Annotated in this window: 5 protein-coding genes; 3 read left to right on the top strand and 2 right to left on the bottom strand. The window is 40.0% G+C overall.

Annotation, left to right across the window (positions count from 1 at the left end):
- The first annotated feature begins 111 nt into the window (after window positions 1–111).
- The gene (locus HG267_RS25975; RefSeq protein WP_045874922.1) at window positions 112–1,476 is read left to right on the top strand and encodes an AAA-like domain-containing protein; all 1,365 of its coding nucleotides are present in this window, start codon (window positions 112–114) and stop codon (window positions 1,474–1,476) included.
- A 109-nt stretch (window positions 1,477–1,585) separates the two neighbouring features.
- On the opposite strand, the gene HG267_RS25970 is transcribed toward HG267_RS25975, so the two are convergent.
- On the bottom strand, window positions 1,586–2,254 hold the full coding sequence (locus tag HG267_RS25970) for a hypothetical protein (RefSeq protein ID WP_045874923.1): 669 nt from the start codon (window positions 2,252–2,254) through the stop codon (window positions 1,586–1,588).
- Between the two features lie 620 nt (window positions 2,255–2,874).
- Here HG267_RS25970 and HG267_RS25965 point away from each other — a divergent pair.
- Window positions 2,875–4,896 carry a carotenoid oxygenase family protein gene (locus HG267_RS25965; protein WP_045874924.1) on the top strand — a complete coding sequence of 674 codons (2,022 nt, stop codon included), beginning with the start codon at window positions 2,875–2,877 and terminating at the stop codon, window positions 4,894–4,896.
- Window positions 4,897–5,106: 210 nt separating this feature from the next.
- Window positions 5,107–11,289 (top strand): AAA family ATPase, encoded by a 6,183-nt coding sequence (locus HG267_RS25960; RefSeq protein WP_045874925.1) that lies wholly within the window; start codon window positions 5,107–5,109, stop codon window positions 11,287–11,289.
- A gap of 123 nt (window positions 11,290–11,412) precedes the next feature.
- On the opposite strand, the gene HG267_RS25955 is transcribed toward HG267_RS25960, so the two are convergent.
- On the bottom strand, window positions 11,413–17,214 hold the full coding sequence (locus tag HG267_RS25955) for an eIF2A-related protein (protein WP_045874926.1): 5,802 nt from the start codon (window positions 17,212–17,214) through the stop codon (window positions 11,413–11,415).
- Between the last annotated feature and the right edge of the window lie 8 nt (window positions 17,215–17,222).

Genomic DNA, 17,222 nt, shown 5'->3' with positions numbered 1-17,222 from the left:
AATACTATTAAAAATTCAAATGATGCATTTATCTGGAAAGTTAGAACATGAACTTGTAGATTAGCGCATTCTGGCAAATCTCAAATTTAATCAAACGAGTCAGTCGCTTCTATGAATCTCGATTCTCTCCTTGAATTTATTAACAGCAAACTGGTTGAAAGCCAAAATCGCCCGCTCAATACCACTGAAGTAATGGTTCTGCAGGGTATATGGCAGTATCAAACCTATAACCAAATTGCCCAAAAACAGGGTTATAGCCCTGGCTACTTCACCAATGTTGTGGCTCCAGAATTATGGCAACGCCTTTCTGGGGTGATTGGCAGGCGCGTGACTAAAAAAAACTGTCGAGCATTGCTAGAGTCTTATGCTGTAAAAAGCACATCACAAACAAACGTCTTTTCCCCTACCGATCCCCAAGACATATCGCCCAGCTATCCCAGTGGTTCAGTACCTCTCAACTCGCCTTTTTACATTCAGCACTCCACCATTGAGGCTCAAGCCTATGCAGAAATTACAAAACCAGGAGCCTTGGTGCGGATTAAAGCTCCCAGAGAAAGGGGTAAAACTTCACTGCTGCTGAGGATGCTTGACTATGCCAACTCACAAGGCTACCGCACAGTGAGCTTAAATCTAGAGCAAATTGATTACACAATTTTGAGCGATCTCAATCGATTTTTACGCTGGTTATGTGCTAATGTTTCTCATCAGTTGCAATTACAGCCTCGACTCAACGATTATTGGGATGATGATATCGGCAGCAAAGTTAGCTGTACCCTCTACTTTCGCAATTATTTACTGGAGCAACTTAACTCTCCTGTGGTTTTAGCATTGGATGAAGTGAACAAAATTTTTGAGCATCCACAGGTAGCGAAAGATTTTTTCCCTATGTTGCGTTCGTGGTACGAAGAAGCCAAAAGGATACCGTCGTGGCAAAAGCTACGCCTAATTGTGGTGCATTCAACGGAAGTCTATGTTCCTCTGCAACTGAACCAGTCTCCTTTCAATGTAGGGCTACCAATTCAGTTAAGCAAATTCAGTTTAGAGCAGGTGCAGCAGTTAGCTCAACGCTATGGACTTGATGGGAATGTAGAAGAAGCGCACCAGCTCATGGCTTTAATAGGAGGACATCCAGCACTCGTACATCTAGCACTTTATCACCTGAGCCGTGAAGATGTAAGTATGGCGCAACTGCTGCAATTTGCACCTACATCTACGGGAATTTACTCCCATCACTTACAGCGCCATTGGTCAGTTTTGGAACAACAGCCAGAATTAGCAGCAGCGCTTTATACTGTTATGGATGCTGCAGAAGCCGTACAAATAGAACCAACTCTAGGTTATAAATTATCTAGTATGGGGCTAATTGAGTTATGTGGTAACAAAGCAACACTCAGTTGCCAGCTATATCAGCAGTATTTTGAAAATCAACTATCAAATTGCAGACGTGCTGAGAAGATATCTACAATGCTGCGCTAGAACCAAAGCTGCGAAGATATTTGAGGGCTTTGGTAGCAAGTGCGATCGCTCTTAAAAGTAAAATTTAATATTTTGAGTGAGGAAGAATATTTAATATAGGCGATCGCACTTAACTAATAGCGAAATCCTCTATAGTTAGATCATAACCACTGTATTCATCTAAAAAGCGGAGAATAGAAATGTTAAATTCATCGTGGCATGATGGATTTTTGAGTAGCAGGTTTGCCATTCCATAGGGGCCGCGCAAGTGTGCAGCTGCGAGAATACCAGAAAGAGTAATAGTAATTGTTTTTGACTCCCCTCCATAATCAAAAGTCTTTTCCTGACCGAGGTAGCTTTCAAGCGATTTTCCTTGTTTTTTCAGTGTCTTGTCAATCAGTTTCCAGTTGAGAGTAAAAGCTTCACGAATGGCGATTTCTTGAACCTCTGGGGATTGCAGAAATTTCTCTTTACTATCAATATCATGCTTTCCCATCCACTTATCTTGCCAGTAATTCTTGTCAGATCCATGCCCATAATAAATATTGGTTTTGTAGTATCCCAACTCAATTAATATAGGTTCGCCAAACTGATACTTACCGATGAAACCCAATATATTTTCAACCTGATATTGCTTGGGGTCTCCGATTGGTAGAGCTGATTGAAATGCTCCCAGAACTTCTAGCATCTCTAAAAAATTGCCTTTGCTTTGATGATTTCTCAAGAGTTCGGGGGAGATTTTTGGACTTTCCTGCAAAAGTTTATCTTTTTCGGTAAATTGGTTACTATCTTGATTCATAATCGCATTTTTAATATTTACAATCTCATCTAAAATACTTCTTGCTTTTATCCTAAATAATGATATTTACACATAAGTAGATGATAGTTTGTACTACTATAACTACTATTCTAGCTATTGTTTTATAGAAATCTCATACAAATTCTCATCTAAATCTTCAGTAGGGTGCATTATAAAAACACATCCTACAATTTTTCATATCTTGAATAAGGCGTAGGTTGGGTTGAGGGACGAAACCCAACATTTTCGGTGCTTTGTTAGGTTTCACTTCGTACCCTACGGGAAGCAAGCTACAACCCAACCTACATTTATCCTTAACTAAATCTTCAGTAGGATACGTTTTTATAATGCATCCTACAATTTTTCATATCTTGAATAGGATGGCTCTAGCAAATCTCATTAAATATCTTGAGAAGATATGAGATTTATATGAGTTTTATGTGTTAACACGTGCTGAAATTAATTTTAAAATTTAGATATCTGCCAAAATGCTTTGCTAAGGAATTTTGGCGGAATAGCATAACTTAGCTCCTATTTTGCCTCGAATGTCAAGTATTGTTCTAATTGCTCGTTGAGAGGCAATCAAAGTTGATAATTTTTCCATATTCAAGGATAAATATATGGTTCAGGCATCTCCCAAAGTCCCGCAATCGATTATGGATGCGAATCGGTATGAACTCCCCGATCAGACAATGCAGATTGCTGAAGGAAAACTACCTAAAGATCTACAGGGTCATGTTTTTCTGGTTGCACCAGTCGGCACAGTCAAGTCAAAAGGTCTTCCCTACAACGACGGAAATACTTTTTTGAATGGCGACGGTATGATTTATCGATTTGACTTCAATCAACCTCGTGAGGTGAGATGGAAGCAACGGCTCGCTAAAACACCAGACTATAAAGTTGACGAGAAAACTCAACACATACCCTTATTACGATTCCGCAACCACGGATTGATCAGATTTTCTTGGTTACTTGGTTCGCGCAATGAGTTAAATACAGGCTTCTTGCCAATGAAATTTCCTGGGGAATCCCACGAGCGTTTGCTAGTTACTTATGACGCAGGTCGTCCCTACGAAGTTGATACACAAACTCTGGAGTTAGTAACTCCAATTGGGAAACTAAATGAATGGGAAGGAGCAATTGACTTTCCTGATTATCCCTTTAAGCCAATTTTAAGCACTGCCCATCCTGTGTTTGATACCTACAAACACGAGATGTTTACAGTCAATTACGCCAGAACCCTAAGTCAATATTTAAACGATATTATTCGTAAGTTAAATGCAGAAAAAGCAAAACAACAAGAGCAAGAAAAACATCAACGGCTATCAGTAATTTGTGAATTACTGGAGCAAGTATTAAATGGCAAGTTCTGGAATAATGATTTTGTCTATCTGATGCGTTGGGATGGTACAGGTGAATTGAAAAAATGGCAGCTGATTCACCCCAATGGTTCGCCAGTCACAATTAGGCAGAGTATGCATCAGATTGGGTTAACTGAAGATTATATCGTGCTGATGGATACAGCCTTTACGACTGGAATTGAGCAAATTTTGACTAATATTCCAGATATTCCCCTAATAGACGAAAGAAAATTACTCCGGATTGAGCCGTCACCGGACTCCACCATATATATTATTCGCCGCGACGATTTGCAAGAGGGCAAAGAAAAGGTTGTGGCACAAAAGATAGTGATCCCGCTCGAAGCATCTCACTTTTTGCTGGACTATGAAAATCCTGGTAACAAAATTACACTTCATGCTGCCCATATCTGCGCTTGGGATGTTGCTGAATGGTTGCGTAAAAACGATCGCTCTCCTTATGATACATCTCAACCTGTTTCGCCTCGTTTGAGTGGCACCCAACAGAGTCCGATGGATATCAGCCGTATGGGACGTTATGTCATAGATGTTAATAACTTGAAAGTTGAAGAAAACAAAGTCAATCCCGATCATGTTATTAGCGATCGCGATTGTACTTGGGGAACGGGTTTATTCACTTATCTTGATAGACTACCATCGTCAGGTATGACTCCCAAAAAACTAGATAATATTTACTGGGTGTCTTTTGGACTTTGGGAAGAACTGACAACTGAATCTATGCGCGAGCAATATGAGGACTATCCTTATAGAGAAGTGCCTCTGGATGAAGTGCTGCAACTTGCTAAAGAAGGCAAACCTTCCTGTTTATTCCGATTAAACACTGCATCAAATGAATCAATGCGGATAGAGGATTCCTACAAATTTCCTCCAGGTCATATAGCACTTTCGCCCCAGTTTATTCCTCGCACTGTCGGTGAAGAAAGTTCAACTAACGGTTATATCATGTGTACCGTTTTTACTCCAGATCGCGATGAAATTTGGATTTTTGATGCTGAAAAACTTAATGACAAACAACCCTTATGTAAGCTGTATCATCCTAAACTCAACTTTGGGCTATCATTGCACACAACATGGTTGCAGAATCTCGGCCCTGCACAGGATAAGTATAGGGTTTCGGTCGAGGAAGATTATCCACGCTCGATATTAAAAGAGTTGCTGAAATTTGTGGATAGCTTATCCTCTCTTGACGACGCTCCTGTACCAAGGGGTGGTCAAGATCTCAAGACAGAGCTTAAGCAGGAAATTCAAAATCTATTTGAGTAAGTAAGTCAGTGTAAACAAATCAAATTATGTTACGAAACGTAAATTGGCTTGAAATCCTTACCAATGACAAAGGACAAAGGACAAAGGACAAATGACAGCCCTGACTAGTTATCTTTAAAGGCACCGCCCTACTTAATAGATTGATCAATAGTTTGAGAATACAGTAGGATGCGTTGATAACGCATCCTATTGCTGCTGAGGAAAGTTATTATGTTCGTGCTACCAGGATACGACGTAAGAGAAACTATTTACGAAAAATTAAAAACAACTATTTATCGAGGCATAGACGAGCGATCGCAACAGCCAGTCCTAATTAAAATTATTAAAACAGAATACCCTAACATTGAAGAAATTACTGGTTGGAAACAAGAGTATAAAATTACTCATAATTTAAATTGCCCAGGAGTTTTGAAAGCTGATAAACTAGAAAAATACCAAAATAACTTAGCACTGATTTTAGAAGATATTGGCGGTCAACTTCTATCTCAGTTACTCACAACCAATCAACTGTCGCTGACTGAGTTTCTTACGATTGCAATTTCTCTGGCTCAAACCTTAGTTAAACTGCATAGCTGTGCCATTATTCATAAAGATATAAAGCCTGATAATATTATTATCAATTTGGAAACAAATCAGATAAAGCTTACTGGTTTTAATAGTGCTATTAACTTACCAAAAGAGCAACAAATAGTTAATAGCCCTAACTTAATAGAAGACACACTAACTTATATTTCACCGGAACAAACCGGGAGAATGAATCGTTCCCTTGACTACCGTACTGACTTTTACAGTTTAGGCATTACCTTTTATGAAATGCTGACTGGAGTTGTGCCTTTTCCTAGCTCTGATCCAATGGAGTTGGTTTATTGCCATATAGCAAAGCAACCAGTACCACCTTCAGAAATCAGAAAAATTCCCGCAGCAGTTTCACAGATTGTAATGAAACTTTTAGCTAAAAATGCTGACGACAGATACCAAAATGCTGCGGGACTAAAGTTTGATTTAGAAAACTGCCTACTTCAATTCCAAACGACAGGAAAAATTGAAACCTTTCCACTCGGGAGACGCGATCGCGGTAGTCAACTTTTCATCCCACAACAACTTTACGGACGCGAACAAGAAGTACAGCTGCTCTTAGATACTTTTGCCAGAGTTGCTCTGGGTGCAACTGAGATTGTAATGGTTTCTGGTTACTCAGGCATTGGCAAAACTTCCATTGTCAATGAGGTGAATAAACCGATTGTAGAAGCAAGGGGGTATTTTATTGCTGGTAAATTTGACCAGTTTAAGCGCAATATTCCGTATGACGCTTTAATTCAGGCTTTTCGCGAATTAATTCGTCAGGTGCTAACAGAAAGCGAAGCACAAATTGCTGCTTGGAAACAGCAGCTTTTAGATGCTTTAGCGTCCAACGGACAGATTATTATTGATGTGATTCCAGAAGTAGAAATCATTATCGGAAAGCAACCAGAGGTAGCACAACTGGGGTTAACTGAGTCGCAAAATAGGTTTAATCGAGTATTTCAGCAGTTTATTAATGCCTTCTGCAAAGCAGAACATCCCCTTGTAATTTTTCTTGATGATTTACAGTGGGCAGATGCAGCATCTCTAAAATTAATTCAACTGTTGACTGTTGATGATAACAGTCAATATTTGTTTGTGATTGGAGCATATCGAGATAATGAGGTGGATATGACTCACCCACTAGTTCAGACAATCGAAAAAATTAGGACAGATGGGACTGCGATCGCTAACCTAACTATTGCACCTTTATCTGATATCCATGTAACTCAATTAATCGAAGATACCTTGGGGGAAAATGTCCAAACGCAGCAGGTGCAGCAGTTATCAGAGTTAGTTTTTAATAAAACCCAAGGCAATCCCTTTTTTATCACCCAGTTTATCCAAACATTATATAAAGAAAAATTACTAATTTATCGAGTAGATTGTGATTCATGGTATTGGGACATAGAGCAAATCCAAGCTATTGGTATCCTTGATTGCAATATTGTTGAACTGATCGCTAGAAATATTCGCCAACTACCATCAGAAACTCAGAAAGTTTTAACAATTGCGGCTTGCATTGGCAACTATTTTAATTTAAAAGTCCTGGCAATTGTCACGGAAGAATCGGAATTATCTACAGCTAGAAAACTTTGGCCAGCTCTGCAAGCAGGTTTAATTTTACCTCAATCCAATACATATAAAATTCCTCTGGCTTTCTCTGAGGTAGAAGCAATAGAATTGCCATTACATGATGTGCGAGTTGACTACAAGTTTTTGCATGACCGAGTGCAACAAGCTGCTTATTCTCTGATTCTCGCAGGCGAAAACCAAGCAACTCATTATCAAATTGGTAAATTATTACTAAATAATATGTCTTGCCAAGAGCAAAATGATAATATATTTGCTCTTGTCAATCAGTTAAATTTTGGTGTCGAGCTACTCACTAATCAAGGGCAAAAAGATGAATTAGCTAACTTAAATTTTATTGCTGGACGAAAAGCGAAGGCAGCTATAGCATACGAAGCCGCGGTTAATTACTTAAACATAGGTTTAAATCTTTTAGGAACAGATAGCTGGGAATATCAATATAATTTAACTTATAACCTCTATTTAGAAACCTCAGAAGCGCAATATCTTAACTCTAATTTAGAACAGGCGACAGGATTATGTAATATTGCCTTTCAACATATCAAAACAGTAATAGAGAAAGTCAAAATATACAAAATTAAAATTAAGCTGGCGCTGGCTCAAAATCAGATTGAACTAGCAATAGAGATAGGCTTGCAAGTTCTGGAAATGCTGGGAGTAGCTTTAGTGCGATCGCTACCACAAGAACTAGATATTGAGGAGATAGCTCAATTATCAAACATGACCGCTCCCGATCAGCTGGCAGCGATGGAAATTTTAATGCTCATACACGCACCCGCTTGTTTTGGAGAAAGCGGATTAGCGCTACCTATCATATATACAATGGTCGAACTATCCAGGCAATATGGAAATTCGCCGCCATCCATTTATGCCTATGTTGTTTATGGCAATATCAGGATTTGGCTAGTCCCAAATATAGATTTTGCGTATCAACTCGGTCAATTATCTCAGCTATTATTAGAGCAGTTGAATGCTAGAGAGTTTCAAGCTAAATCATTACTACCAATTTCTATTAATATTACTCATTGGAAGCAGCATACCAAAGAAACGATAGAACCGTTGCTGCGGTCAATTCAAGATGCGTTAGAAGTTGGCGATATAGAATTTGCTTGCCATGCTGCTCATTTTTACTGCGGTCATTTATTCTTCAACGGCAATAACTTAGAATACGTGCAAGATAAGCAGAAACAATATATTAAGTTTATCGAAAAATTTAGGCAAGAACATCAGCTTTACTTGACAAGAATTGATGGGCAGTTAGTAGATAATTTAAGAGAGTGTTCCCCAGATAAATTAGTTTTAACTGGTGAGTATCTGAACGAGGAAGAAACAATAGCATATTTGCAACAACATAATAACTTAATCTCTTTGTTCAGCATCTACTTTGCTAAATGTATGGTTTGTTATTTATTTAAAAATTATGAAAAATCTCTAGAATCGGCCCAAATAGGAGCCAGATACTCTGGATATGTTCAAAGTGAAATTATTTTTGTACAACATAATTTTTACTATTCTCTGGCACTGTTAGCTCACCATTTTCCTACAGGGGTACAGGTAGATTTAGGTAGCAAGAACGAGCAACACCAGTACTTAAGCCAAGTCTTAGAAAATCAAGAAAAAATGCAATATTGGGCGCAACATTGCCCCATGAATTATCAGCACAAGTACGAGTTGGTGGAGGCAGAAAAAGCCCGTGTCTTGGGGCAAATTCTGGTAGCGATGGAGTATTACGATCGCGCCATTCAAGGAGCTAGACAACAAGGCTATATTCAAGAAGAAGCCTTGGCTTACGAATTAGCAGCAGAATTCTATTTGTCTTTAGGCAGAAAAGAGATTGCTCAAAGCTACATGGCGAAAGCTCACTATTGCTATATGCGTTGGGGAGCAACTGCCAAGGTAAGAGATTTAGAGTCAAGATATCCACAATTCGTTTTGCAGACATTTGCGTCAGAAACGAGCAATACTGGCGCTTTAGACTTGGCAACTACAATCAAAGCTTCACAAACACTGGCTAGTGAAATTGTTACCGACAAACTCCTCAATAAGCTCATGAAAATTGTGATGGAGAATGCTGGTGCTCAAGCCAGTTGTTTGATGTTAGAAAGAAATGGTCAACTGGTAGTAGAAGCCAGGGGATATATAGATAAAGATGAATTTATTGTCTGTCGCTTGTCGCCAGTAAATATTGGTGATTGTCTCCCCTTATCTCTAATTAATTATGTCAAAAGAACAAAAGAATATGTAGTTTTAAATGATGCCACCCATGAAGGGAGGTTTATTAACGATCCTTATATTACAAGACATCAACCCAAATCTATATTGTGCATCCCGATTATCCATCAAGGTCAGCTAATCGGTCTGCTGTATTTGAAAAATAATCTCACTACCAATGCTTTTACCTCCGAACGATTAGAAGTATTAAAAATACTCTCCTCTCAAGCAGCAATCTCGCTGAAAAACGCGCAACTTTATGCAGAAATGACTGCTTTAAATCTTAACTTAAAGCAAGAAATTGACAAACGCCAACAGGCAGAAGAGGCATTGCGTGAAAGTGAAAGAAGACTAGCTCAATTTTTGGAAGCTGTCCCTGTGGGTATATTCGTTGTTGATGCTGATGGCAAACCCTACTATGCCAATCAAACCGCACAACAGATACTTGGCAAAGGTATCCTCATCGAAGCTACAACTGCTGAATTAAATGAGATATATCAAGTCTACGTCAGCGGGACTGAGCAGTTATATCCTACAGAACAGCAACCTGTTTTCCGAGCATTGAGTGGCGATTGTATCACCATCGATAATATGGAGATTCACCAAACAGATAAAATTGTCCCTCTAGAGGTATCTGCTACCCCAATTTTTGATGAAAAAAGTCAAATTGTCTATGCCATAGCTGCCTTTACCGACATCAGCCAACGCAAACGAGCGGAAGCGGAGCGGATTCAGTTTACTCAAGAGCTTGCTATCAAGAATGTTGCCTTGGAACAGGCGACAAAAGCATTAGCCGAGTCCAACTCTTCTTTAGAACAAAAAGTTGATGAGCGCACTCAAGAACTGTTACAAACACTAGAAATTCTCAAAGCTACCCAAGCCAAACTTGTATTTGAAAACGCTCTTTTGCAAAGTGCCGCACAATCCTCAAACTACGATTATCAAGTTGGGGGTAGTTTGCCGATGGATGCTCTGACTTATGTAGTGCGTTCTGCCGATCGCCAGCTCTACAAGGCATTGAAACGCGGAGAGTTTTGTTATATTCTTAATGCACGGCAGATGGGCAAATCAAGCTTGATGGTACGCATGATGCACCATTTTCAGCAAGAGGGGTTTCGCTGTGCAGCGATTGATATGACTCGCCTTGGTAGTGAAAATATCACTCCTAATCAATGGTACAAGGGATTAGCGGTGGAGTTATGGCAGAGTTTTGAACTACAAGGATTGGTGAATCTCAAAGCTTGGTGGAATGAGCAAAAAGATTTATCGCCTATTCAGTGCTTGAGTCAGTTTATAGAAAATATCTTGCTAGAGCAAGTTGAAAGTGAAAAGATTTTTATATTTGTAGATGAAATTGATAGCATCTTGGGTTTAAATTTCCCCGTTAATGACTTTTTTGCACTGATCCGCTTCTGCTACAATCAGCGCAGTATTAATCCCAAGTATCGGCGTTTAACCTTTGCTTTATTTGGGGTAGCTACACCTTCAGATTTAATTAGTGACTACAAGAGAACGCCTTTTAACATTGGTCAAGCAATTCAATTAGAGGGATTTAAAGAACATGAAGCTCAACCTTTACTGCAAGGATTGATAGAAAAAGTTAGTAATCCTCAAGTAGTGCTGAAAGAAATATTAGCTTGGACAAATGGTCAGCCTTTTCTCACGCAAAAGCTTTGTCGCCTCATTCGTAATTCTTCGTTTTCCATTCCTACAAAAGGTGAAGCCGAATGGATTGAGAATTTGGTACAAACTCAATTAATAGAAAATTGGGAATCCCAGGACGAGCCAGAGCATTTAAGAACGATTCGCGATCGCATTCTCAACAGCGAACTACAACCCGCTCGGTTGTTAGAGATTTACAGACAAATTTTGCAACAAGCAGAAATTCCTGCCGTTGATACTCCGCAAGCAAGGGAGTTGCTCTTGTCAGGGCTGGTGGTGAAACAACAAGGTGCTCTCAAAGTCCATAATAGAATTTATCAATTGATTTTTGATCACAGTTGGATGGAGCAGCACATTCCTCTGTGAAGTTAAACATCACCCCGCCCCGGTAGCTCCGACAGCACAAAAGTGTTGCGAGACATTACCAAAGCGGTAGAGGGGAAGGTGTTTCTGAGCAGGGGGAGCATTGAGCACGCAAATATGCAACGCCTATTTTGATGTGCCCAGATCATCACACATATTGCGATCGCTCTTTTCTACCTGTTGGTTATAGTGCAGATAATCTCTAACCGAATTGCAAGCTGTGGCTATCAAATCATCTAGAAGCGCATCCATATCTAAATCATTGATATCCCACAAAATTACGTTATTGTCAGCGCTACCAGAAGCCAGGGTGTAGCCATCGGGGCTAAAAGCCATACTTTTTATCCCAGCCTCATGTCCTATCAGAGTTCGTTTAAGATTACCCTGAAAATCCCAGAGTGTAATTGTCTGATCTGCGCTCACAAAGGCAATAATTTTACTATTTGGACTCAGAACTATTTTTGCTAACTGATTCTCATTTCCTTTGAAGGTATGCAGTTGCTTTCCCTTTAAATCCCATAAAATTATTGCCCCATCTGCACCCATAGAAACCAGATTTTGGCTATCGTGGCTAAAAACTATATCTTTAATTTCTGCTTGATGTCCTTTGAAGGTAGCTAGTTCTTTACCCTGCAAATTCCACAGTTTGATGGTCTTGTCTTTACTGCCAGAAACCAGCATTTTACCATTAGGACTCAAGACTATAGTGGTGATTTCTGCTTGATGTCCTTTGAAGGTAGCTAGTTCCTTACCCTGCAAATTCCACAGTTTGATGGTCTTGTCTTTACTACCAGAAACCAGCATTTTATTATTCTTGATGAAGAATATAGTTGTAATTTCTGCTGGATGTCTTTTAAAAATAGATAGTTCGTTACTTTTTAAATCCCAAAGTTTAATGGTATTGTCTTCACTCACAGCAGCTAGATTTTTCCCATCATAGCTGAATACTATATCTATAATTTCTGCCTCACTGTTTTTGAGTGTAGCCAGTTCCTTACCTTTTAAGTTCCAAAGTTTAATCGTATTGTCTTCCCCTGCTGATGCTAGAGTTTTACCATCGGGGCTAAACTTAACTGCATAGACAGTATCCCGATGTCCTTGGAGAAGATGCTTACCTTTTAAATTCCAAAGTTTAATAGTATTGTCTTCACTTGCTGATGCTAGAGTTTTACCATCGCTGCTAAAAGCAACACTAGTAACAGCAGCCTGATGTCCTCTCAAAGTTTGCAATTTCTTACCATTTAAATCCCAAATGATGATATTACGATCTAGACTTGCAGAAGCTATATTGTCACTATCGGGACTGAAAGCAACACTGGTAATACCCGCCTCATGTCCTTGAAATTTATGCAGTTGATTGCCCTTTAAATCCCAGAGAATAATAGTTTTATCGTCACTACCAGAAGCCAATTGTTTACTGTCGGGGCTAAAGGCGATGCTGGTAATAGCAGCCTCATGTCCTTTGAATGTTTGCAGTTGCTTACCGTTTAAACTCCATAACATGATACTCTTGTCAACACTTGCAGATGCTAAAGTTTGACAATCTGGACTAAAAGCTAAACTAGTAACTGCATATTTATGCCCTCTCAATATTTGCGGTTGCTTCTGTCCTAAATCCCAAATATGCGGCTTATTCTCCCTTAAATCCCAAAGTTGAATGAGATTGTCTTTAGTTGCAGCCGCGAGGAATTGACAGTTAGTTGTTTGTGGAAGATTATGGGGAGAAAAAACTACACTGGTAAATCCTGCTTGTGCTCCGGGGATAGTTACGTTGGATGGGGAATTAGCTGTTAAATCCCAAAGTTTGACAGTATTATCTTCACTAGCAGAGGCAATGGTATTACCATCAGCGCTAAAAGCTACACTGGTGACAGCATACTTATGTTCGTTAAAAGTTCGGAGTAATTTGCCTCCTAAATCCCAAAGTTTGACAGTGTTATCTTTACTAGCAGAGGCAATGTTTTTACCGTCAGGGCTAAAGGCTAGGCTGGTAACTCCAGCTTGATGTCCTGTCCAGGTTTGTAGGATTCTGCCCCCTAAATTCCAGAGAATAATATTATTATCTTTACTAGCAGAAACGAGGATATTACCGTCAGGACTAAAGGCTAGGCTGGTGATATCACCCTCATGTCCTTTAAAAGTTTGCAGTTGATTGCCATTTAAATCCCAAAGGATGACGGTATTATCTTCACTACCTGTAGCGATAGTTTGACCATCGGCACTAAAAGCGAGAGTTGTAATTCCTGACTTATGCTTAAAGAGTGGTTTTGGCTGTTGATTCGGGTTGATATTTCTAATTGTAAAAATATTATCTTGAATCTGCGACTCTTGAGTAGTCAATTGATTAGCAACTAAGGTTTTTGCCAGTTCTTTGTCCTGTAAATCCCAAAGCTTGATAGTGTTATCTTTTGTCACCATAGCAATAGTTTTGCCATCGGGACTGAATACTAAACTAGTTTCTTTGGGGTTATCTGCCAAGGAGGTTTTTGCCAGTTCCTTACCCTGTAAATCCCAAATTTTGACGGTGTTATTCTTTGTCGCTGTGGTAATAGTCTTACCATCGGCACTAAAGACTAAACTTGTAATTGCATTATCCTCTTTAAGGAAGCTTGTTGGTAGTTCATAGCCCTGTAAATGCCAGAGAATGACGCTACGATCTAAACTTGCTGTAGCAAGAGTATTACCATCGGGACTGAACTCTAAACTTGTAACGGCGGTATCATGTTTGAGCAGAGTTCCTAACTGATGATTGGCTTGTAAATCCCAAAGTTGGACGGTTTTGTTGTGAATAACTGTGGCTAGAGTTTGGCTATCAGGACTGAAGGCTACCTGAGTCACCCCTACATAATATTTGAGCCGAGATTTTGTTAATTCTTGACCTTGCAAATCCCAAAGTTTGAGAGTTTTATCTTTACTAACTGTGGCAATCATTTTACCATTAGGGCTAAAGACCACTGTTGTAGGCGTAGAACTATGTCCAGTTAAGTAATTGCGTGCTTTTACTCCATCTATAGCTCGCTGTAACACTGCGATTACCTGAGCCTGAGAATTAATTTGGTCTTGATTTTTAATAATTAAGCTGCTAATGTTTGACCAAATTTTGGTGTCTTGGATAATTTTTGCAGATTTAATGACATTGGTGAGGGCTTCTAAATCTTTAGCAGATTTAGACAATGACAAGGAACTTTGACGCAGAGAATCGGATTTACTTAATTCAGCTTCATAGCCTTTCTTCACAGCTATTATTCCTAAACTAGTAGTCAACAAGATCACAACTGCTCCGGTGAAGATTGTCCATTTAATTTGAATTTCGCGACGATGACGGGCTGCTTGTTCTTGCTGTTGGCGATCGCGCAATACTATGCAACTTTGGACATAAGTAGCTTCTAAAACGTTTAAAAAATTGGATTTAAGTAATTCCTGGGCGTTTTTTAAGCGTTCCCCGCGATGCACTAAATAACTTTCTTCTTTTTGATTGTTTTCCCATTCCAAAGCTTCTTGACGAATCTTTTCTCGCAGTAGCAGTAGAGAACGGTTTTCATCTAACCAATTTAGCAACCTCGGCCAGTAACGAATTAAGGCTTCATGGGCAACTTCTACCTCTTCTCGTTGTGTAGCTGAGTCTAAACTAGTAACTACGAGACGAGCGCCTTCACCTGCTAGCTTCTTAATGAGCTGTTGAATCAGTACCTCATCGTTCACAGAAGGAATTAATTCTTCTAACCAAACTCGGCGGCGGGTATCGCGGCGTTTCTCTCCGGTTGGGGCTGAATCATCTAAGCGAGTTAAGCGAATAAAGATATTCTTAATTTGTTCTTTTTGTGGTGGTTCACATTGATCGTAAACAGCATCAGCAGTTTGAGCGATCGCCATTTTTACACCACCAATGGCTTCATACTCCATTGTTCTTAACCATCTGCCATGTCGCCGTTTCCACAACTCTAGCAGTGCATGTTGCAATAATGGCATTGCGCCTGGTTCACCTTGCACGTCATCCAAAATCTGATTACTCAAGTCAGCTTCAAAGCGTAACCCCACTTGAGACGCTTGCATTTCCATCGCCTTCCGCAGTTCAGAGGTATCCATTGGGCCGATCAATTCCTGGCGCGATTGCATTAACTGCTTGAGTTGGGGATAGGACGCACATTCACCCCAAAAGTCTGCCCGCATGGTAATTACAACTTTTTGCTGCTGGATAATAAACAGCAATTTGTCAATAAATTCCTGTCGGCGCTGATTGTCAGTACAGAGGGTGAACAGTTCTTCAAATTGGTCGATCACTAAAATTACAGCTTGATTTTGTACCTCCAAGAAACTGGCTTGCATTTGCTCAATGGGATTACTGTTGGGTGTCATATATGCCATTTGCAAATCCGGCTGTTTTTCTTTCAGTACAGGAATTAGCCCTGCTAGTATCAAGGATGATTTACCGCTACCAGAAGCCCCAAACACAGCTAAAAAATTCTCTTTTTCTAGCTTTTGTTGTAGTTGTGTAACTAATTTTTCTCTACCAAAGAAAAATTTTTGATTTTCAACGCGGAAGGGATATAAGCCCAAAAAAGGACAACGAGCATCGTAAATTGGTGGTTCTTGACCCAAGGCGACAGCATTAAAACTGATGTCAAGCACAGCAACAGAGAGATTGTTTACATATTCTAGAGCCTGTTCTCGCTCTTGTCGGGCTTCTTTGCTCAAAGCTGCTAAATCTATATTCAGCAGATTTGTCAACTTTTCAACTCGGACTTCTAGCTTTGGTAGCAGTATAGGCGATCGCTCTTGAAACAATACTTGCAACTGCTCTAAACCATATTTAATTTCGCTGTTGGTTAATTTGCGGTCAAGTTGGTCGTTAAATAAAGGTCGCCCACCCAAGCGGCTAAACAGAGCGGGTACAGTAATATCTTGCCGCTCGGCTAAAGATGCTGCTGCTTCTTGCAGCGCTAAATCTACTTCCCCGGATTTACCCAACTGCTCGTAAAATTTTGCCCCCAATGCCAAAGCTGTTTTGACAGTGACTTTTTCCGTCATCGCAATCACCGCCGGCATTCCCAAATCCCGGACTAATCTTTGCCCTAAACCCCCCAATGCCGCTTCTGCTTCTGGACTAGCACTTTCGCAAGTCGAAAGAAAGCTAAAATGTGGTAGTCCTTTAGTTGCGGAGAGCGATCGCAATCTCTCAATTAAGCGTGTTCCTGTGACTGGGTCTACTTTATTCTCCGCTGTTGCCCAGTAAAGAACTGTTTCGCCGCTATCTTGAATCACGCGACTATGACTAACAAAATGCAGCATAGTATACTGCTTTGTTCTATCACTTAAGTGTTTACACAACTCATCAATAGTCGGTTTGCCAATTGCCCCATCGACTGTAGCTAAGACATCACATGGTATTTTCCCCAATGCTTGCCGCACACCTGAGACTGCAGCTTCCACATCAAATGAGTCTAATTTATACCGTTCTATTTCCTGTGGACTAGCTACTAATATTAAGGCGCGTAAATCTCTCCTGCCAATGGGGGGAAATCGACGGTCTGTAATCGCCGGGATATAAAGTGAATATGGTGTGCGCTGTTCTAAGCTTAATAAATGCCATCCATCATCGATGTTGGCGCAGAGTCTTTCCCAACGCAGAGTTCGGATTTCTTTATCTTCAGCTTCAATAAATAACAATACCCTAACTGTTGCGTCTGAGTCCCGCAAAGCGCTGACAAAAGCGTCTCTGATTTCTTCTTTAAATATTGCTTTCCCGAGAAATGTACCGTAGTCTTTAGGCTGTCCTAATAAACTCGTTAACTGCTGAAAATCAGTAGATGTTAGTTCGAGAATTCCTTCCGAACGCGATGAGAGCAGTTCTCCAGGGCGACTATGTTCTACGACAATCGGCCAGTGGTTTGCTGATTTGCGCTGGATGTTAATCTCGAATGTGTTCATGGCTGGGA

Origin of the sequence: Tolypothrix sp. PCC 7601 (assembly GCF_025677855.1) — a bacterium.
GTDB lineage: Bacteria > Cyanobacteriota > Cyanobacteriia > Cyanobacteriales > Nostocaceae > Aulosira > Aulosira diplosiphon.
Note: the sequence above shows the minus strand (reverse complement) of the source record. Positions and strands in the feature narration are given on the sequence as shown.

Bases quoted from the DNA above. Each gene is read 5' to 3' on its own strand.
- HG267_RS25955 (WP_045874926.1), bottom strand. From the start codon at position 17,214: ATGAACACATTCGAGATTAACATCCAGCGCAAATCAGCAAACCACTGG.
- HG267_RS25975 (WP_045874922.1), top strand. From the start codon at position 112: ATGAATCTCGATTCTCTCCTTGAATTTATTAACAGCAAACTGGTTGAA.
- HG267_RS25965 (WP_045874924.1), top strand. From the start codon at position 2,875: ATGGTTCAGGCATCTCCCAAAGTCCCGCAATCGATTATGGATGCGAAT.
- HG267_RS25970 (WP_045874923.1), bottom strand. From the start codon at position 2,254: ATGAATCAAGATAGTAACCAATTTACCGAAAAAGATAAACTTTTGCAG.
- HG267_RS25960 (WP_045874925.1), top strand. From the start codon at position 5,107: ATGTTCGTGCTACCAGGATACGACGTAAGAGAAACTATTTACGAAAAA.